The sequence below is a fragment of the Bacillus sp. Medicinal_06 genome (genome assembly GCF_056711665.1).
The window spans coordinates 61,425-81,984 of record NZ_JBWYHD010000015.1 but is presented as its reverse complement, the minus strand read 5'-3'; the positions used below and the strand labels follow the sequence as shown (position 1 = coordinate 81,984).

The window sequence follows — 20,560 nt, the reverse complement described above, 5'->3', positions numbered from 1 at the left end:
ACAGGTGAAGTCTGCCCAAAATGAAGTTAGATTCATACATAAATTATTTGGAATTGCATCATAATCTACCATGGAACAGTCTATGCAGGTTTCTATGCCTCTATCAAATGATTTTTGCACCAGAACCATTCAGGTTAAATGAAGAGGAAAAAGAGCATCTATTTTTATTAGCAAATCAGCCATTGCTATCTAAGGTGGGAAGACCTCTCGTTGAAAGTGTAAATAGCGTCTTGAAAAATTTATTGAGTCAATTAGAATACTGTCCTACCTATGTAACCGATGAAAAATTGAACATAGTAAGCTGGAATAAAGCTGCTACTGTGGTTTTTGGTGACTTTAATAAAATGGATGATCGAAATCGCAATGCAGTCTGGCGTTGCTTTACATCTAAAGAGTATCGAGAGCTATTTCTTAATTGGGAAGATCATGCGCAACGCTTGATTGCTCAATTTCGTTTAGCATATACACGTTTTGTCGGTGATGAGTGGTTTAAAGATATCATTAAAGAACTTACCAATAAGAGCCCTGAGTTTCGTAATTGGTGGCCCAAGCATGAAGTTCTAGGTACTCCTTGTGGCAAAAAAACACTTCTGCATCCTTTAGTTGGAGAAATGATTATGGATCATATTACTCTTCAGGTGTACGATGCACCTGAACTAAAATTAACCATTTACCAACCTCGCCAAGAGGGAGAAACAGAACAGAAAATGAAGCGTTTGTTAAACTGGTAAGTAGACCTACAATAAAAGAGTGTTATAAACACGAACGTATTAAGTGGAATTCGTTTGTCTCTAATATAAGAGTAGGAACATTTTGCATGAATAAATTCCACACAACTAAGTTTGAAATGAAACAGCCGATTTAGCTTTAACGTGGTCAAAATCGGTCTTTTCTTTGTCGAAATTTGCTTAACGTGGGTTTTTTCCGATTTGCTGGCGGTATCCCTTATAATTTTATCACACAACTTGCTCCCGCATTTTTCGCCAGTTTGATGAGAAAGAACTTTGTGACTAAACAAGGAGCATTTGTCGGGATTATAACTGGGGGGCTGTTAGTCTCTATAATGGATTTAGGGAACATAAAAATTGGCCAAATGTTTCCTTATCTTCCTCAAGCAATCAAAGACTTGAATGAAGGGATTATCGCCCTAATTGTTAATATTGTGGTCTTAGTGATTGTCAGTTTGATGACACGAAATATTGCTTATGCTCATCAGGATACCGATGTTTTGGAAACAACAGTAATAGAGAGTAAGGTATGATGCAAAAAATTCTAACAGCTAATCCAACATGACTACACTAACACTGATTATATGAATACAAAAGAAGATCTCCTTCAGTAATCTGGGGGAATCTTTTTTTATGTTCATAAATACAAGTGCTACTGAGAAGTGTAGTAAAAGGTATGATGAAGGAAGGGACTTTTGGAAGTATTCGTATAGTGAAGACAGACAAAGGGGTTATGTTACAAAAGTGAACCCCTATTGCCATATGAGAGGCTTTTTAGTGGGGCATATAAGAAGAGCACTACATAAACATTAGGATTTTTGTATGTGATTCAAATGAAAGAGGAAAAGGGTAATGTATTTGCCTTGCATCAACTAGCAACAGACTTTGAGCAGTTACTAAAGGTACGGAAACAAAAGAACATTCTTTTAGATGTTATGTTTTGCTCGAAAAAACAACTAAAGGGTATGTATTAGTTAGATACAATGTGTCGTAATGACTGTGAGAGGGTAAAGTGTGGTATTTGTTTGATGGAAAAATAATTTCTAATTAGCATGGATGAAGCACTTTACTAAAATTTGTAATTCATCTTCCATTTTTTATTGGGCAACGACCTTCACCTTTTGAAATGAGAGATGAATTGTAGTTGGCATAAACTAAAAGTTTGGTTTCAATCAGCCTGTACATATAGAAGGGGTGATAAGTGATGAGTAGTTCAAAGAGAACTTCCTTTTCTAAGAAATCAAACCGTTGGAGGTTTAGATTTCATGATTGTTTATAATATAAAACTGGAAAATTTTTATGGCTTTAAAAATTGAGATGATAGCAGATGTTCAAGTTTGTCTTACCGTATATGGGAGTCGGAGTTCGTTAAGCATATTAGATGTATTTCGTGATTGTTTCTGTTAAATTTAAATAAACTGTACATAAGGAAGGAAGCGATAGAGTGAATAGGACAATAAGTTTAAAACAATTTGAATTAACACGTGGGGCATTAGTTAAGTTTATGGAGACGTTGGATGATAAAACTGTCGATAAGCAGCCGGAGGGCTTCAACAACACAATTCGTTGGCATATTGGTCACGTGTTAACTGCAGCAGAGACTTTTATGTTTGGAAAAGAGTTTAAGTATTTGCCAAGTGAATATCCAGGTTTGTTTGGATATGGGACAAAACCATCTGAGTGGAAAACAGAAGGACCCTTATTAGAAGTGTTAATGTCTCAATTACAAGAGCAAGCACAACGCATTAATGGAATTCCGGAAGAAACATTTGAAAAGAAACTTTCAGAGCCATTCTTAGGGTTGGAAACGGTAGGTGAGCTTTACGGTATGATGTTGTACCATGAAGCCGATCATATTGGTCAAATGAAGGCGATGAAACGTATTATAGAAGTAGAAAAGTAACGGAGAAAAGGCCTGTACAGTGTACAGGCCTTTTTTAAAACTTATTGATTAAATTTATGTATTTCCCGAGCCATAGATTCTAAAATATAAACAACTGGTACTTGCGTAGTTATATTAGATTCTTCGACAAATTCCTCTGTTACATAATAGGGAATGTTTATATCAGAGATTTTTGCAATGGTTGAGAGTGTAGTGTTTGTAATACTAATGATTTTACTTCCCTCTTGTTTAAGTTGGTTAAGATGAGTGACGGTAAAATTATTTTCTCCTGAGACAGATAAAGCAATTGTTACGCTATTATTACGAAGGTTGGAATGAATAGGGAAGTGAGGATCTTTAATATATAGCGAGAATTTACCTAAGCTTGAGAAATATCTTGCACCATATTCGGCAAGAATACCAGAGCTGCCGATTCCAATAAAAATAACGTTATCTGCTTTGGTAACGAGACTTGCAGCCTCCTTAATTTTTTCTTCTAAGTCACCTTTTAACGTTCGCTCAAAAAATTCTATTACTGATTGTTGGGAACTTTTTATAATTGTCTTTTTATTCTCTTTTAATTGCATTTTAAGCTTTACTTTAAATTCAGAAAACCCCTCGCAATGTAGCTTCCTGCAAAAACGTAAAATTGTAGCTGTTGACACATGTGTTTCATCTGCTAGTTCACGAATTCGCATATAAGTCACCTTATCACTGTTTTGACAAATATAGTTGTATAAAGAAGTTTCTAATTCATTAAAAGAAGCGATTATGTCGTTTGTAAACATTGATCCAGTTTCTCCTTCAGTAAAAAAGTATCGTAACCTGCAAAAAATGATAACTACATTTTAACACAACTTTTTCGTGAGAAACATAGTGTTACATTTATGTAACAAATCACTTTCTCCGTTATAAAAAACTAAACACTCTTCATTTATTTACTATCCCACAAAACGCAGTTATGATTTTTTTGTAGTTACTTATAAGGAAGAGAAATTAATAAATTTAAACAAAAAAACAAATAGTTATGATGACATAAATTTCCTGGAGGTAATCAAATTGAAAACTTATCAATTCCCTGAAGATTTTTTATGGGGAGGAGCTACTGCAGCTAATCAAATAGAAGGCGGATTTAATGAAGGGAATAAAGGACTAAATATTGCCGATGTTCTTCCAGGTGGAAGCGAGCGTTATAAAATATTAATGAATCCAGGTTTTGATTTTGAAATTCATCGTGATCAATATTACTATCCGAATCATGAAGCTATTGATTTTTATCACCGGTATAAAGAAGATATTGCGCTGTTTGCGGAAATGGGTTTCAAAGCATTCCGTATGTCGATTGCCTGGACACGAATTTTTCCAAATGGCGATGAATTAGAGGCAAATGAAGAAGGTTTGGCCTTTTACGATCGTGTTTTTGATGAATTGCATAAATACGGCATTGAACCAGTTGTGACCATCTCTCACTATGAAATGCCTCTGCATTTAGTAAAAGAATATGGTGGTTGGAGAAACCGCCAAGTAGTAAACTTCTTTGAGAGATATGTAAAAGCGATTTTCAATCGTTATAAAAATAAAGTAAAGTTTTGGATGACTTTTAATGAAATCAATAGCAGCTTGATGATGCCGATTCAAGGTCTTGGTTTTTCAATTCAAAAAGAAGAAGATAAATACGAGCCTACCTTCCAGGCATATCATCACCAATTTGTCGCAAACTCCCTTGCGGTCAAAGCATGCCATGAAATTATTCCTAATTCCCAAATTGGATGTATGATTCTCTTTGCACCTGTATATTCTTTTGATTCCAATCCAGAAAATGTAATGTATGCTTTTCAGGAAGAACAGCTTTTCAACTACTATTGTGCAGATGTACAAGTACGAGGTGAGTATCCAGCTTTCATTAAGAGATACTTGAAAGAACATAATATCGAATTGGAGATTCAAGATGGTGACTTAGAATTAATAAAGGAAGGCACTGTTGATTATATTGGCTTTAGTTATTACATGTCCCGCACTGAGAAGAAAGTGAAGAAAGATGCGGAAGCAACACAAGGGAATATTATTGGCGGTATAAGAAATCCGTTCTTAAAAGCAAGCGATTGGGGCTGGGAAATCGATCCTGTAGGATTACGCATCAGTTTAAACAAATTATATGATCGCTATCAGAAACCACTATTTGTTGTAGAAAATGGGTTAGGAGCTTATGACAAAATAGAAGAAGATGGCACAATCAACGATGACTATCGAATTGACTATCTTCGTGAGCACGTTAAGGAAATGGGTGAAGCCATTGAAGATGGTGTTGAATTAATCGGCTATACAAGCTGGGGCTGTATTGATATGGTAAGTATGTCAACAGGCGAGTTCTCCAAACGTTACGGTTTCATTTATGTTGATAAACATGACGATGGCAGCGGAACATTAGAACGGAAAAAGAAGAAGTCCTTTTTCTGGTATAAAGATGTAATTGCAACTAATGGGGAAAGGCTATAAAAACTTATTGATATTAATTTTCTTTTTACAAAGAAAATTCTTTTGTTGAGAGCTACAAAGGTGGCTCTTTTTTTATTAGTAGAAAAACCTTATGATAAACTATCGGGTGCTTTTATGCAATAAGAATTGATTTACTACATAACGGAAACCCCTTGGATATTAAGGGGTTTCTCATATGAACCCGACTAGGTGCGAAAAGGTATCATTCAGGCCGCATATCTCTTATTGTGTGAAGAAAACGATACCTATAAGATAAAGAGAAAAAGCCAGCCCGTAAGGACCAGCTTAATCTGTTTACATACTTAAATATCGGATAATTTCAAGTAAGGAGCTACCTGCGATAACAGAGATGATCTGATTGAAATCACAATGAAAATCAAACTCTAAGTTATCCTGACTCTTTGAAAATCTAAATTTAAGCATGTTACCACCTGCCTTTCGACAGACGGCATGATGTTTAGAATTAGGCATGTCGCCCTCTCTTCCCATCTATTTCCTAATTGATATTTTAACAGTGAAGTAAATAAAGTGCAAATTTCGTATTCGAAAAATATACCAATTAACTATACCCTATTGATTAGAGAGGATGTAATGTTTGATGAGAATGGTGATTTGATTAGGAGGTGTAGACGAGATGGATGAGAATAAGGGCTTACTATTATCTAACCGATGTGAATTTATTATGCCAAAGTCGAACTCTTTTATACAATACATATATTATAAGTATTGTATAAAAGAGTTTCTCGCTTGTACGCTTGTTCATACTTATTTAACATAATGCCAGATTATTAATAGTTATTTAATCTATAAAAATAGATATTTATAGAAAATATAAGAATCATATAAGATTAAAAGTTTTTACTGACAGGGAGAAATATTAATAAAAACACTATCGAATGTGTCAATAAAAGCAGCAGGAGCAGCGAAAACTTGTATTATTCCAGTTGGGCCAATGGCTGTAAATGTTGCGGTAAAGTTACCTGAAGCATCAGTACCAGTAGGGTCAGGAATTACGTTCCCAAAAGTAGGATCTTGTATTGCAAACTCGACTGCTGTCCCTGCAGGAGCAGGATTTCCGTTTATTAATACTTGACCTGAAAGAGTTGAAGTGTTGTCTCCTGTGCCTGGAGTACATATGTCAAATGGATCGGCGGTCAAAGTAATAGAAACTTGTGTACAGTTTTCAATGGTAATCAAAGAGGTAGCGGTTATTCCGGGAAAATCAGGAAGTGATGCGGTAACCATTACAGATCCTGTTCCATTAGTGGCTGTAAACATAGCCATATAGTTACCAGAAGCGTCAGTGGTAGTGGAGGGAGCTATGGTACCAAGAGATGGATTACTTATTGAAAAGTTGACTATTGTTCCTGTAGGAGCAGGATTTCCGTTTATTAATACTTGACCTGAAAGAGTTGAAGTGCTGTCTCCTGTGCCTGAAGTACATACTGTAGTCGGATTAGCGGTTAAAGTAATAGAAGCTGTGGATGGACTACAATCTATAATGGTTATTAAAAAGCTAGCAATTGTCCCAGGAAAATCAGGGAGTGATGCGGTAACCATTACAGATCCTGTTCCATTAGTAGCTGTAAACATAGTCGTAAAGTTACCTGAAGCATTAGTCATGGTAGCAAGGGGAATCATAGTACCAAGAGAAGCGTTACTTACTGAAAAGCTAACTACTGTCCCTGCTGGGGCAGGATTTCCGTTTATTAATACTTGACCTGAAACAATCGAAGTGTTGCTTCCTGTGCCTGCAGTACATACTATAGCCGGATCAACAATCAAAGTAATAGTTGCTGATGATGTTGATGGGATAGGTATAGATATAGTGGCGGGTATAAAACAAGGTACTGCACAATGATTGGGATGTCCTTTGCAATTATTGGAATTCAGGGGGATCAACTCCTTTAACTAAAATAAAAAAAGCTCAGCTTATCTTATTTTATGGAAAACAATTTCTTAGTCTTGTATGTTTATCCATGTAAAGATAATAATGAATATCCTATTTATATCGAGAAATGTAATAAAATCAATCAAGATTTTTTAGGAGAAAATAAAATTAATCATCCCCCTTTTTAAAATAAATTCTTAAGTCTGATAGGGACCAATGGGGTCTCCTGCATTGACTTCCACAAAATATGTAATTCGTGGAAATGGACAGATTCGTAGATAAGAAATATAGGAGATGTGGAAAAGCTCCATGCCTATTAAGTTAGCAAGACAGGTTGAGACCAAAGCAAAAAGGATAAACTAAAGGTTTTTAAATCGATAACATATTAATAGAAAAAAGGGCCGGAATTGGTATTATCCCCTTTAAGTAGACAGTGTAAAAAGACCATGTACATACATGGATGTTACACTATTACTTGGAGGGGATTTTTCGTGGTTAAAAAAGGTACAACATTCAATACGTATTCAGATGGATTAAAACTATCAGCTGTTCAAAGTTATTTAAATGGAGAAGGCAGTTATCAAGCTATAGCTAAGCAATATAATATCAGGAGCTCTACACAACTTAAGGATTGGGTGAAAAAATATAAAGAATTGGGTGATATTACAGATACTCGTGGAAAAAATAGTGGAACTCAAGGTATTCCTAATCCACTAAAAGGGAAACGTGTCCATTTTAACAGTGTGGAGGAAGAGAGAGACTACTACAAGGCACAGGTTGCATATTTAAAAAAGCGTTATCCAAATCTGTAAAGGGAGGTGCACTGAGGCACAAGGAGCGATATCGTATCATTGAATCGTTAAAAATGAAATATCCGATCACTTGGCTTACTAAATTCGCAGGTGTACATCGCGCGGGTTATTATAAATGGATCCGTGCGAAAACAGCTAAAAATGTACGATCAGAAGCGGATCAACAATTAAAAAAAGTGATACAATCTATCCACCTGAAGTACAAACAATACGGCTATCCACGTATGAAACTAGCTTTACAGGAGGAAGGTTTCTTTGTAAATCATAAAAAGGTTTATCGATTAATGAGTGAGCTCAACATTCAATCTATTATTCGTAAGAAGCGACGCTTCTTTAGAGGGAATTATTCGAATACTTTTCCAAATGTTTTAAACCGTGAATTTAAAAATCGAAAACAAAATGAAGCGCTCGTTACAGATATTACATATTTACGAATCCAAGATGGATTTCGCTATCTCTCTGTCGTGCAAGACATTTATAATAATGAAATTGTTTCTTGGAAAATCTCTAGACGCAATGACAATGAACTCGTATTAGATACGCTTGAAAATTTGGTACAAAAAAGAGATGTGCGTGGAACCATTCTCCATTCAGATCAAGGGTTCCAGTACACATCTCATGTCTACAACAAACGACTTTCAGATTTGGGTATCATCGGCAGCCACTCTCGCAAAGGAAACTGCCATGATAATGCCTGCATCGAGTCATTTTTCTCCCATTTTAAATCGGAGATGTTGTATTTACACCATTTTAAAACAGAAGAAGAAGTAGTACAAGCAATTGAGGAATATATCTACTTCTATAACTATAAACGATTCCAAAAACGACTCAACCACCGAGCTCCGATAGAATATCGAATCTTGATGGCTGCTTAGTCTTTTTTATAGCTGTCTACTTGACAGGGCTAACACCAAATACGGTCTTTTTTTGTTTTTATCGAAGCATTCTGCTCGTAAAAAGCCTTTAATACAGGGGCGTGTTTATAAGTTGAAATAGCCACTTGTAATAAGGATTTACGTAAATGAGAGAAATCACACTTGTAGGTCGAAGTACCTATAAACTTTAAAAAAATTCCTTTTGTGTACCAAGATGCGAAATTTATTTATAATAAAATAAAGAAAAAGATGATTAAGAAGGGACAATCAAAGTGAAACCAACAATTTATGATGTTGCTGAAAAAGCAGGTGTATCAATAGCAACGGTATCCAAAGTAATTAATCAAACAGGGCGTATTAGTGAAAAAACGATAAACAAAGTAAATAAGGTAATGGATGAATTAGATTATCAGCCAAGTAGTGTAGCAGCGGCGTTAACAGGTAAAAAAACATATACGATTGGGGTACTTGTTCCAGATATCTCAAACTCCTTTTTTGCAGAAGTAGCAAGAGCTTTTGAAAATAGTGCACGAGAATCAGGGTATACACTCATTTTATGTAGTACAGACCATCAAACAAAACGTGAGCACGAATATATTGATTTATTATTTAAAAAGCAAGTAGACGGCATTATTATTGCAACGGAGCTAAATGATTATAAACTAGTTAAAAAAATAGTGAATCGAGATTTGCCGCTTGTATTATTTACCGTAGATCATCCTTCCATCACAACTCATGTTGTAACAACTGATGATATGAGAGGAGGCTATCTGGCTGGGAATTATCTGACGCAGAAAGGACACACATCTTTAACAATTATGATGGAGAAGGATAGAAAAAGTAGCTTAGGGAGACTGAATGGTTTCAAACAAGCTCTTACGGATTCAGGGATTTCGTTAGATGATGATGCTATAATTAGCTGCTATTCTACGGTTGAAGATAGCAAACGTGCAAGTAAAGAATTACTTGATTTGCCTAACAGGCCTACAGCGGTTTTTGCTTGTACAGATTTAATTGCTATATGCCTGATGAATGAAGCAAGAAAACAAGGACTTTCGATTCCGGAAGATTTATCAATTATCGGTTTTGATAATACTATTTATGCTGAGATTGCAGATCCAGGGTTAACGACGATTGAACAGCCGATTAAACAAATGGCAGCCTGTACGTTTGAACAACTGCTAAAAACGATGGAAATGAAGACGCATGCTAAGCAAAAAATTACAATTATTCCTCAATTAGTAGAGCGATCCTCAGTAAAGGATATTACATGATAGTTTTTTTAGTAGCCTACTTGAATGTAACAAGAAGAAGAGCATCGTAACTATGTGCAGTTATGATGCTCTTCTCTTTTTGTTAAGAGTCTATACTGAGAATTGCTCTCCACTTTCAGTGTTTAAATCTTGTTTAATTTCATTTTCCTTCGGAATGGTAAGGAAATGAGTTAAAAATGCACCAAAGAAGTACAAACCAGCAAAGATCCAAATCACGCCACCTACACCTAATGGGCCAATGAAGGCAGTTACAACTAATGGCCCAACGAAAGCTGATAATCCTGAACCTAAATTTAAGACAGACATTGCGGCTCCTTTATTTTCGGGAGCTAAAGATGGTACTAAAGCTGTAAGAGGTACATAACCGGCAAGTGTTGCTCCATAGCAACATGCAACAAATAATATTGCCCAATAATTATGTCCTACCATTTGTGGTACATAATAGAGTGCAAGAGTTACAATTCCGCAACCAACTCCTCCGAACCATTTAATCGTATTTACCCAACCAAACTTGTCTCCAACAATACCAAAAATAATATTAAACACCATATTTACAAAGAATAGAGTACCCCAAATTTGAAGCCATTCAGTCATCGTAAAATTATATTTCATCATATAGGTAGGTAGGAAAACAACAAATCCAAACTGAGCAGCCGAGTTTATAATTTTTACAATACCACCTATACCAACTTTAGGGTTTTCAAATGCGATGGTAATGCCTTTTAGTAATTCACTTGATTTGTTAGCGCTTACGGTTTGTGCTTTAAATTTGTCCTTATTTACAACAATTGAGAATAATCCCCCGACGACAACAAAAATTAAAGCGCTCCATAAAGTAGCAATTTCTCCGATTTTAGGAACCATATAGCTAGAATAAAAGGCTCCTATAACACTAAGCCCAAGCTGGAATACGAACCAGAACCAGCCAACTGCTCTTGAAAGCATTTGCTGAGGAGTACTGTAAGATACCCAAACTAAGAATGAATAAGCAAATAAGGGATAACCAAATCCTCGTAGAGCGTAGCAAATTAATATTACAGGATAATTCATATGTTGAATTCCTATACCTATGAATCCAATGGAACCCAAAATGAATGATACTAAACCAAACGTCATTACTTTTCTTGGTCCCCACATTTGTACAAATACCCCCGAAAACCAGGAGGAAGCAGATACAGTAATTCCGTAAATAGTAAACAGAAGAGCAGCGTGTTCTAGCGTTAGGCCTTTCTCAACGAGATAAGGGGATAACCATCCCTGTTCTAAACCGTCCCCAATCATAAAAACAATAATCCCTATGTATCCCCAAGTTAAATTAGAAGGGATACCAATCTTGTCCATAAATGTTTTGTTTGAACTAATTGCGTTCATTCTCCCACCACCGATAAATTATTTTTTGGTTAAGCGCTTAATTCTTTTTGATAAAAAAAGTATACGCTTACATTATTGGGTCGTCAATGAAATTTTTTGACAATTTACAACTTTCTTTCATAGGTTTCAATTTATTTAAGTATTGGACGCTAAAATAATCGTGAGTATGAATAGAAATAAATAACTTAAAGATGGGTTGTTAGTAGTTTAAAGGTTTAATTTTCTTTGTTATATCAGTATTTTAAAAGAAGATATTTGTTTCTAATTATTAATTTGTATATGGATGTAGTACGTTTATTGAGGAAATTTGAAATTTGAATGAAAAGAAAAGTATTCAAAAAAATAAAAATGTTTTCAATTTAGAGTCAAGTGTGTATAATGAAGAAAAATAGGGAAAGCGCTTAACTTAATTTGATAAGCTAAACCTTATAGACTTTCATTTTGTTTCTTAAATTTAAATAAAGAGGGAGAAATCATATGAATGTTTTAACGATTGGGATTATTGGTGCAGGACGAATTGGGAAACTGCATGTTGATAATTTGCAGCTTATGCCACAAGTAAAAATTAAAGCGGTTTCAGATGTAGTGATTAGTCATCTAGAAAAGTGGGCTCAAGATAAAGGGATTTCCACTCTGACTACAAACTATCAGGATTTATTAGCAGATCCAGAAATTGATGCTGTCTTTATTTGTTCACCAACCAATACACATGCGCAAATTATTAAAGAAGCGGCTCTTGCGAAAAAACATATTTTCTGCGAAAAGCCTGTTAGTTTCTCAGTAGAAGAAACATTAGAAGCATTAGAAGTGGTAAAAGAACAAGGAGTATCTCTTCAAGTAGGTTTTAATCGTCGTTTCGATCCTAACTTCAGGAAAGTTTACGATCTTATTCAACAAGGAGAAGTGGGACAGCCACATATTTTAAAAATTACGTCTAGAGATCCGCAACCGCCAAGTATAGAATATGTTCGCTCTTCAGGTGGATTGTTTATGGATATGATGATCCATGATTTTGATATGGCTCGATATGTCATGAATAGTGAGGTTGTTGAAGTATTTGCATATGGAACAACATTAATTGACCCATCAATTCAGGAAGTAAATGATGTTGATACGGCAATTGTTACATTAAAATTTGCAAATGGAACATTAGGCGTAATTGATAATAGCCGCCAAGCTGTTTACGGATATGACCAACGTCTTGAAGTGTTTGGTGAAAAAGGGGCGGTCGCTGCTGATAATTGCTGTCCGACAACAGTACAAGTGTCAAAAACAGAAGGTGTTGTAAAAGATAAGCCGTTGTATTTCTTCTTAGAGCGCTATACGCAAGCTTATATTGAAGAAGTAACACAATTTACAAAGTCAATTATTGAAGGACAAGCTGTTATTTGCAGTGGTAATGATGGATTGCAAGCAGAACGAATTGCGAAGGCTGCGAAGGAATCTTTACTAACAGGAAAACCTGTTCAAATTGAACATAAACAGCCTGCATTAAACCAATAAAGAGAGCGCTTACTTATAGATAGATAAAGAGTCATGAATTTTAGGTTCATAAAAAATTCTTAACCATATCATTTACTCTTTTATAAAGCACGGGAGGTAGTAACAATGAATCCACTTATTTTTAAAGAAGATCGTCCATTAGACCTAATTGCAGTTGGACGTTTATGCGTTGATTTAAATGCTAATGAAACACAACGCCCTATGGAAGAAACAAGAACATTTACTAAGTATGTGGGAGGATCTCCTGCCAATATTGCGATTGGTGCGGCACGTCTTGGCTTACAAACAGGATTTATCGGTAAAGTGTCCGATGATCAAATGGGCCGCTTTATTACAGGGTATCTAAAGGAAAACAATATTAATACAGATCAGATATGTATTGATCGTACTGGTGCAGTGACAGGTCTAGCTTTTACAGAAATTAAAAGCCCTGAAGATTGCAGTATTTTAATGTATCGTGACAATGTCGCGGATTTAAAGCTTGATCCAACAGAAGTATCTGAGGACTATATTAAACAATCAAAAGCACTCTTAATTTCAGGAACAGCTTTAGCGAAAAGCCCTTCTCGCGAGGCAGTATTTTTAGCGCTAGAATATGCGCGTAAGCATGATGTAGTCGTATTTTTTGATGTGGATTACCGCCCTTATACATGGCAGTCAGAAGTGGAAACGGCTGTGTATTACAATCTAGCGGCTGAAAAATCTGATGTCATTATTGGAACGCGTGAAGAGTTTGATAGGATGGAAAAACTATTAAACTACGAACAATCTAATGATCAAGTTACGGCTGAGAGATGGTTTTCTCATCATGCGAAAATCGTCGTAATTAAGCACGGCGGGGATGGTTCAATCGCTTATACAAAAGACGGTCAATCTCACCGAGGCGGTATCTTTAAAACAAAGGTACTCAAAACGTTTGGTGCTGGTGATTCGTATGCTTCTGCGTTTATTTACGGCTTAATGCAAGAGCTTGAGATTCCTCAAGCGATGCGATTAGGAGGCGCTTCTGCTTCAATTGTTATTTCCAAGCATAGCTGTTCTGATGCAATGCCAACAAGTGTAGAGATTTCTGCATTTATGGAAACGGCTGAGGAAATTGTATAGAAACTTCATAAACCAATAATCAAGTAAGGGCGTATCCTATGGACGCTTCTACATTACATAAAAAGGAGAGAATTAATATGACAGTACAAACAGCACAAATTGTAAAAAACTACATTGGCGGCGAATGGGTAGAATCCTCTTCAACTAAGATGGAGGCTGTATATAATCCTGCAACAGGAGAAGTAATCGCTCAAGTACCCCTTTCAACAAAAGAAGATGTAGAACAAGCTGTACTAGCTGCAAATGAAGCGTTCAAACTTTGGTCCAAAACAGCAGTGCCAAAACGTGCTCGTATTCTATTTAAATATCAACAATTACTAGTAGAGAACTGGGAAGAGTTAGCGAAACTTATTACGATTGAAAATGGAAAAAGCTATAACGAAGCTTACGGTGAAGTTCTTCGTGGTATTGAGTGTGTGGAATTTGCAGCAGGTGCTCCTACATTAATGATGGGAAAACAACTTCCTGATATTGCAACAGGTATTGAGTCTGGCATGTATCGTTATCCAATTGGTGTTATAGGCGGGATCACACCTTTTAACTTCCCGATGATGGTTCCATGCTGGATGTTCCCACTTGCGATTGCTTGCGGTAATACATTTGTGTTAAAGCCTTCAGAGCGTACACCACTTCTAGCGGCAAAATTAGCTGAATTAGCTGAAGAAGCAGGTTTACCAAAAGGCGTATTAAATATCGTAAATGGAGCACACGATGTAGTAAATGGTCTTCTGGAACATAAATTAGTGAAGGCTATTTCGTTTGTAGGTTCTCAGCCAGTTGCAGAATATGTATACAAAAAAGGAACAGAAAACTTAAAACGTGTTCAAGCATTAGCGGGTGCGAAAAACCATTCCATCGTATTAAATGATGCGAATCTTGAACTAGCAACAAAGCAGATTATTAGTGCTGCATTCGGTTCAGCTGGTGAGCGTTGTATGGCTGCTTCTGTTGTAACAGTACAAGAAGAAATTGCTGATCAATTAGTTGGAAAACTAGTAGAAGAAACAAATAAAATTGTGATCGGCAATGGTCTTGATGAAGATGTATTTTTAGGACCAGTTATTCGTGATAACCATAAAGAGCGCACAATTGGTTACATCGATTCAGGCGTAGAACAGGGCGCTACATTAGTTCGTGATGGACGTGAAGATACAGCAGTAAAAGGAGCTGGCTACTTCGTTGGCCCAACAATTTTTGACCATGTTACAAAAGAAATGAAAATCTGGCAAGATGAGATTTTTGCTCCTGTTTTATCTATTGTTCGTGTGAAATCATTGGATGAAGCGATTGAAATTGCGAATGAGTCTCGATTTGCAAATGGGGCTTGCATTTATACAGATAGCGGAGCAAGTGTACGTCAATTCCGTGAAACAATTGAATCAGGTATGTTAGGTGTGAATGTTGGGGTTCCGGCACCAATGGCATTCTTCCCGTTCTCAGGCTGGAAAGATTCGTTCTACGGTGACCTTCATGCGAACGGTACTGACGGCGTTGAGTTTTATACAAGAAAGAAAATGCTTACATCTCGTTGGGAGAAGTAATGAATAAGAGAGAAGTACTTCCTCTCTAATTGCTCGTAAACGAAAGTATCACGAAAACATAAGAAGGAAGTATTAGGAGTTTATCAAATTCCTAATACTCCTTTTTCATATACAGAATGACTGATTAGAAAGGAGCAAACATTATGCAAACAGTTAGAATGACGACGGCACAAGCGTTGGTGAAATTTTTGAATCAACAGTACGTAGAGTTTGATGGAGAGCAACATAAGTTTATTAAGGGCATCTTTACCATTTTTGGTCATGGCAATGTAGTAGGCCTAGGTCAAGCATTAGAAGAGGATGCAGGAGAATTAGAAGTATATCAAGGAAGAAACGAACAAGGGATGGTAAATGCTGCGATAGCTTTTGCAAAACAAAAGCATCGAAAACAAATTATGGCATGTACCTCTTCTGTTGGTCCTGGATCGGCAAATATGATTACAGCTTCTGCAACAGCTTCTGCAAATAATATTCCTGTTTTACTACTTCCAGGTGATGTATTTGCAACGAGACAACCTGATCCTGTTCTTCAACAAATTGAGCAAACACATGACTTATCTATTTCTACGAATGATGCTTTTCGTGCGGTAAGTAAGTACTGGGATCGGGTAAATCGTCCTGAACAATTGATGACAGCAATGATTCATGCAATGCGTGTCTTAACGAACCCGGCAGATACAGGAGCTGTAACAATCTGTTTACCACAAGATGTGCAAGGGGAAGCATGGGATTTTCCAAGCTACTTCTTCCAAAAGCGTATTCATCGTATTGAACGTCGTCTGCCTACAAAAGCCAGTTTAGCGGATGCGGTTGAAATGATTAAGAGAAAGAAAAAGCCAGTTATGATTTGCGGTGGTGGTGTACGATACGCAGAAGCAGCAGAAGAACTAAAACAGTTTGCTGAAACATTCCATATTCCATTTGGGGAAACACAAGCTGGAAAAAGTGCGATTGAAAGCAGCCATCCATATAATCTTGGTGGCATTGGTGTAACTGGAAATTTAGCAGCCAATACAATTGCAAAAGAAGCAGATCTTGTCATTGGAATCGGGACGAGATTTACTGATTTTACGACTGCATCTAAACAATTATTTCAAAACGAAGAAGTTGAGTTTTTAAATATCAACATTTCAGAATTTCATGCGAACAAGCTTGATGCATTGAAGGTTATAGCAGATGCGAAAGAAGCACTCCTTGCCATTTTAGATGAATTGCAAGCAATTGGTTATCAATCTAGTTATACAACAGAAATAGCAGATGCGAAAGAGGCTTGGGCTACAGAATTAGCACGTCTACATAGTATTTGCTTTACAAGTCAAGATTTTACACCAGAAATAGCAGGTCATTTCGATGAGAATTTAAATGAGTATGTAGACATACTTGGTACGCAATTAACGCAGACAGTAGTCATTGGAAAAATTAATACATTACTTGATGAAGATGCGGTCATCGTTGGTGCAGCGGGAAGTCTCCCGGGTGATTTACAAAGAATGTGGGCATCGAGAAAACCAAATACATATCACATGGAGTATGGATACTCTTGTATGGGCTATGAGGTTGCGGGTGCACTTGGTGCAAAGCTAGCTGAACCAACGAAGGAAGTATATGCAATGGTAGGGGATGGAAGCTACCAAATGCTTCATTCTGAGCTTGTTACAAGTCTTCAAGAAGACAAAAAAATTAACGTATTATTATTTGATAACTCCGGTTTTGGCTGCATTAATAACTTGCAAATGGGCAATGGAATGGGGAGCTTCGGAACAGAGTTTCGTTACCGAAATCACGAAACTGGAAAATTAAACGGGAGTATTATGAAAATTGACTTTGCAGCTAGTGCGACTGGATATGGTGTGAAAACGTATCGTGTTACATCAATAGAACAATTACAAGAAGCGCTTGAAGATGCGAAAAAACAAACGGTTTCTACTTTGATTGATATTAAAGTATTACCCAAAACGATGACAAATGGATACGAATCATGGTGGCATGTAGGTGTTGCAGAGTTATCTAATAGTCAAAGTGTACAAGCTGCATACGAGAATAAAGTACGTAACTTGCAAAAGGCAAGATCTTATTAGATTAAGACATTAAGAGAGCTTTTCATCTATATGCATGTTTTTTTAGAAAGCTCTCTTTTTTTACGAACGTAAAAGGGGAGTTGGCGAAGTTCGTATACAACATTTTGTATAGAGGAGAGACAGGAAAATGTTCAAAGAAAACACGATTAAGCTTGGAATTGCACCAATTGCTTGGACAAATGATGATATGCCGGAGCTAGGGGCAGAGAATACGTTTGAACAATGTATTAGCGAGATGGCACTAGCTGGCTTTAATGGAAGTGAAGTAGGCAATAAATATCCGAGAGAGATAGCTGTATTGAAAAAAGCTTTGGAATTACGAAGTTTAGAGATTGCTAGCGCATGGTTTAGTGCATTCTTGACAACGAAACCACTTGAAGAGACAGTACAAGCATTTATTAAGCATAGAGACTTCTTACATGAGGTGGGTGCAAAAGTTATCGTTGTATCAGAGCAAGGACATAGTATTCAAGGTTTAATGGATGTACCGCTATTCAAAAACAAGCCTGTTTTTACAGAAGAAGAGTGGCATAAGCTTGCAGCTGGACTACATCATCTCGGTAAATTAGCACAGGAAAAGGGACTACACATTGTCTACCATCATCATATGGGTACGGGTGTTCAAACAACAGCAGAAATTGAAAAATTAATGGAAATGACTGATCCAGAGCTTGTATCCCTGCTTTTTGATACAGGGCATCTTGTTTTTTCAGGAGAAGAGCCACTTTATATTTTGAAAAAATATTTACCTCGTATTAAACACGTACATTTAAAAGATGTTCGCCAAGAAGTAGTAGATGCCGTTAAGGAAAACAATTTAAGCTTCTTACAGGCAGTGAAAAACGGGGCATTTACAGTTCCGGGAGATGGCGTAATTGTATTTGACGAAGTGTTTACTATCCTTGCTAACTCTGGTTATAAAGGTTGGTTTGTGGTAGAAGCAGAGCAAGATCCAGCTTTAGCGAATCCTTTTGAATACGCATTAAAAGCTCGGAAATTTATACAAGAAAAAGCAGGTCTTTAATTTCTAATTGTAAGATTATAAGTTCCAATCGTCTACAAAGAGTAAGGAATAGTAGGAAAAGGAGGTGTTATATGAAACCAACAATTTATAGTGTTGCAGAAGAAGCTGGTGTATCCATCTCTACTGTTTCAAAGGTAATCAATCAGACTGGGAATATTAGTGAGCGTACAAGGAGAAAAGTACTCCAGGTTATGGATGAACTAAATTACCATCCAAGTGTTGTAGCATCTGCTTTAACAGGAAAACAAACAAAAATGATTGGTCTTCTCATCCCTGACATCTCCAATCCGTTTTTTGCTGAAGTAGCAAGAAGTATTGAAGATCGAAGCTATGAGCTGGGGTTTCATGTCATGATATGTAATACGGATAATGATGCACAGAAGGAAAAAAAGTATTTATCATTATTAACTCGTCAAAGAATCGACGGTCTTATTATCGCTTCAGCCTTCCGAAATGCTAGTTTATTGGAGAATATGGTGAAACAAGATGTGCCTGTTAGTTTAATTGCTACAGAAATCTTTAAATTACCTGTCAACACTGTAACAATAGATGACTATAAAGGAGCTCATTTAGCTACTTCTTATTTACTGTCTTTACATCATAGGAAAGTCGCTATTATTACAGAAGATGCCAAAAGTAATCAACTTCGTTTAAGCGCCTTTAAAGAAGCCATGCAAGAAGAGGGAATAATCGTACCCAACGATTATGTAGTGAAAACGGAAGCGACAATTCAAAAAGGTTACGAGAGTGCTCAACAACTTTTGGGATTGCAAGAAAGACCGACCGCGATTTTTGCCTGTAATGATTTATTGGCGATTGGAGTCATGAAAGCCGCTAAAAAAGTTGGTTTGAATGTTCCTGAAGATTTGTAAATTATTGGTTTTGATAATACTGTACTTTCTACTATAACAACCCCTATGTTAACGACCATTGCCCAGCCAATGAAGCAAATGGGGACAAAAGTAGTAGAATTGCTCGTTGAAGAGATGAAACATCCAAAACTTTGTAAGGAACGCTTGCTTCTTACCCCTAAGTTAATTATTCGGCAATCAACTTGCCCCCTTACGTAAGGAAAAAAAGACGAGACTTTTGTTATTCCGTTTAATAAATAATATTGAAAAAGGTGAATCTGTAATGCCATTAGTGCAAATGAAGGATATTTTAGTAAAAGCAAATCAAGAGAATTATGGAGTCGGAGCTTTCAGTGTCGCCAATATGGAAATGGTAATAGGAGCTATTAAAGCAGCTGAAGAGTTACGTTCTCCGCTTATTATACAAATTGCGGAAGTTCGTCTGAATCATTCGCCAATTCATATGATTGGTCCTTTAATGGTGGCTGCGGCGAAAAAAGCGACTGTCCCAGTAGCAGTTCACTTTGATCATGGTATGACGATTGAAAAGATTAAAGAGACGTTAGAGATCGGTTTTAGTTCGGTTATGTTTGATGGCTCTCACTATCCGTTAGAAGAGAATATCCAAAAGACAAAAGAAATTGTAGAACTTGCGAAGCAGTACGGAGCGACAGTAGAGGCTGAGATTGGCAGAGTAGGTGGTAGTGAGGATGGATCAGAAGATATTAAGATGCTGCTGACAAGCACCAAAGAAGCAAAACGATTTGCGGAAGAAACAAACGTAGATGCGTTAGCAGTTGCGATTGGAAATGCACACGGTATGTACAATGGAGATCCTGATTTACGATTAGACCGCTTACAGGAAATTAATGAGGCAGTTCATATTCCATTGGTATTGCATGGTGGTTCTGGTATGAGTTCAGAGGATTTCAAGCAATGTATTCAACATGGTGTTCGCAAAATTAATGTAGCAACAGCAACTTTTCATAATGTAATTACTGCGGTTAACGCTTCCGTTGGAAATGCTCCTTATTCAGATTACTTTACATATCATCAAGATGTGATTTATGCCGCATACGAAAACATTAAACATCATATGCAGATATTCGGAAGTAAAAACAGAGCATAAC

General features: G+C 36.6%; 19 protein-coding genes and 1 pseudogene. 18 read left to right on the top strand and 2 right to left on the bottom strand.

All coding sequences use genetic code 11. The annotated features are described in order from the left end of the window. The first annotated feature begins 47 nt into the window (after positions 1-47). The 4 genes from AC1M36_RS24440 (at position 48) to AC1M36_RS24425 (ending at position 2,631) form a co-directional block, all read left to right on the top strand. Positions 48-731: an MmyB family transcriptional regulator gene (locus AC1M36_RS24440; RefSeq protein ID WP_479846303.1), complete on the top strand. Its 684-nt coding sequence runs from the start codon at positions 48-50 to the stop codon at positions 729-731. 275 nt (positions 732-1,006) lie between these two features. Continuing rightward, complete coding sequence (locus tag AC1M36_RS24435) at positions 1,007-1,261, top strand: hypothetical protein (RefSeq protein WP_336454528.1); 255 nt, start codon at positions 1,007-1,009, stop codon at positions 1,259-1,261. Positions 1,262-1,552: 291 nt separating this feature from the next. Beyond that, positions 1,553-1,702 carry a hypothetical protein gene (locus AC1M36_RS24430; RefSeq protein WP_336454529.1) on the top strand — a complete coding sequence of 50 codons (150 nt, stop codon included), beginning with the start codon at positions 1,553-1,555 and terminating at the stop codon, positions 1,700-1,702. Positions 1,703-2,172: 470 nt separating this feature from the next. Further along, entirely contained in the window at positions 2,173-2,631 is a 459-nt protein-coding gene (locus AC1M36_RS24425; RefSeq protein ID WP_336454530.1) for a DinB family protein, read from the top strand. A 41-nt stretch (positions 2,632-2,672) separates the two neighbouring features. Here AC1M36_RS24425 and AC1M36_RS24420 read toward each other — a convergent pair whose 3' ends face one another. Next, positions 2,673-3,398 carry a MurR/RpiR family transcriptional regulator gene (locus AC1M36_RS24420; protein WP_479846301.1) on the bottom strand — a complete coding sequence of 242 codons (726 nt, stop codon included), beginning with the start codon at positions 3,396-3,398 and terminating at the stop codon, positions 2,673-2,675. A gap of 271 nt (positions 3,399-3,669) precedes the next feature. Between AC1M36_RS24420 and AC1M36_RS24415 the strand changes: the two genes are divergently transcribed. The 7 genes from AC1M36_RS24415 to AC1M36_RS24385 all read left to right on the top strand — a co-directional run bounded on the left by AC1M36_RS24415 (position 3,670) and on the right by AC1M36_RS24385 (position 9,958). Continuing rightward, positions 3,670-5,106, top strand: a complete 1,437-nt coding sequence (locus AC1M36_RS24415; protein ID WP_479846300.1) for a glycoside hydrolase family 1 protein — start codon at positions 3,670-3,672, stop codon at positions 5,104-5,106. Between the two features lie 634 nt (positions 5,107-5,740). Beyond that, entirely contained in the window at positions 5,741-5,884 is a 144-nt protein-coding gene (locus AC1M36_RS24410) for a hypothetical protein (RefSeq protein WP_479846299.1), read from the top strand. Positions 5,885-6,004: 120 nt separating this feature from the next. Further along, a complete protein-coding gene (locus tag AC1M36_RS24405) occupies positions 6,005-6,199 on the top strand; it encodes a hypothetical protein (protein WP_479846298.1) in 195 nt (64 codons plus the stop codon). Positions 6,200-6,241: 42 nt separating this feature from the next. After that, on the top strand, positions 6,242-6,394 hold the full coding sequence (locus AC1M36_RS24400) for a hypothetical protein (protein WP_479846297.1): 153 nt from the start codon (positions 6,242-6,244) through the stop codon (positions 6,392-6,394). A gap of 213 nt (positions 6,395-6,607) precedes the next feature. Next, a complete protein-coding gene (locus tag AC1M36_RS24395) occupies positions 6,608-6,826 on the top strand; it encodes a hypothetical protein (RefSeq protein ID WP_479846302.1) in 219 nt (72 codons plus the stop codon). Positions 6,827-7,488: 662 nt separating this feature from the next. Continuing rightward, positions 7,489-8,684, top strand: a protein-coding gene (locus AC1M36_RS24390) for an IS3 family transposase (protein ID WP_479846296.1) whose coding sequence is annotated in 2 segments (ribosomal slippage) — positions 7,489-7,795 and positions 7,795-8,684 — 1,197 coding nt in all. Because the reading frame shifts where the segments join, the coding sequence is not laid out codon by codon here. Positions 8,685-8,956: 272 nt separating this feature from the next. Further along, positions 8,957-9,958 (top strand): LacI family DNA-binding transcriptional regulator, encoded by a 1,002-nt coding sequence (locus AC1M36_RS24385; RefSeq protein WP_336454378.1) that lies wholly within the window; start codon positions 8,957-8,959, stop codon positions 9,956-9,958. Positions 9,959-10,048: 90 nt separating this feature from the next. Here the strand turns inward: AC1M36_RS24385 and AC1M36_RS24380 are convergent, their stop codons facing one another. Continuing rightward, positions 10,049-11,329 (bottom strand): MFS transporter, encoded by a 1,281-nt coding sequence (locus tag AC1M36_RS24380; RefSeq protein WP_479846295.1) that lies wholly within the window; start codon positions 11,327-11,329, stop codon positions 10,049-10,051. 477 nt (positions 11,330-11,806) lie between these two features. On the opposite strand from AC1M36_RS24380, the gene iolG reads away from it, so the two are divergent. From iolG to AC1M36_RS24345, 7 genes and pseudogenes are all read left to right on the top strand, one after another. Continuing rightward, positions 11,807-12,832, top strand: coding sequence for an inositol 2-dehydrogenase (gene iolG, locus AC1M36_RS24375; protein ID WP_336454376.1), 1,026 nt, complete (start codon positions 11,807-11,809; stop codon positions 12,830-12,832). Between the two features lie 105 nt (positions 12,833-12,937). Beyond that, positions 12,938-13,936: a 5-dehydro-2-deoxygluconokinase gene (gene iolC, locus AC1M36_RS24370; RefSeq protein WP_336454375.1), complete on the top strand. Its 999-nt coding sequence runs from the start codon at positions 12,938-12,940 to the stop codon at positions 13,934-13,936. A gap of 77 nt (positions 13,937-14,013) precedes the next feature. Next, complete coding sequence (locus tag AC1M36_RS24365) at positions 14,014-15,477, top strand: CoA-acylating methylmalonate-semialdehyde dehydrogenase (protein WP_336454374.1); 1,464 nt, start codon at positions 14,014-14,016, stop codon at positions 15,475-15,477. 143 nt (positions 15,478-15,620) lie between these two features. After that, positions 15,621-17,555 carry a 3D-(3,5/4)-trihydroxycyclohexane-1,2-dione acylhydrolase (decyclizing) gene (gene iolD, locus AC1M36_RS24360; RefSeq protein ID WP_479846294.1) on the top strand — a complete coding sequence of 645 codons (1,935 nt, stop codon included), beginning with the start codon at positions 15,621-15,623 and terminating at the stop codon, positions 17,553-17,555. 127 nt (positions 17,556-17,682) lie between these two features. Beyond that, entirely contained in the window at positions 17,683-18,579 is an 897-nt protein-coding gene (gene iolE / locus AC1M36_RS24355; RefSeq protein ID WP_336454372.1) for a myo-inosose-2 dehydratase, read from the top strand. A 71-nt stretch (positions 18,580-18,650) separates the two neighbouring features. Beyond that, positions 18,651-19,649 (top strand): annotated as a pseudogene (locus AC1M36_RS24350) (LacI family DNA-binding transcriptional regulator). Between the two features lie 64 nt (positions 19,650-19,713). Beyond that, positions 19,714-20,559 carry a class II fructose-bisphosphate aldolase gene (locus tag AC1M36_RS24345; RefSeq protein WP_479846293.1) on the top strand — a complete coding sequence of 282 codons (846 nt, stop codon included), beginning with the start codon at positions 19,714-19,716 and terminating at the stop codon, positions 20,557-20,559. The last annotated feature ends 1 nt before the right edge of the window (position 20,560 follow it).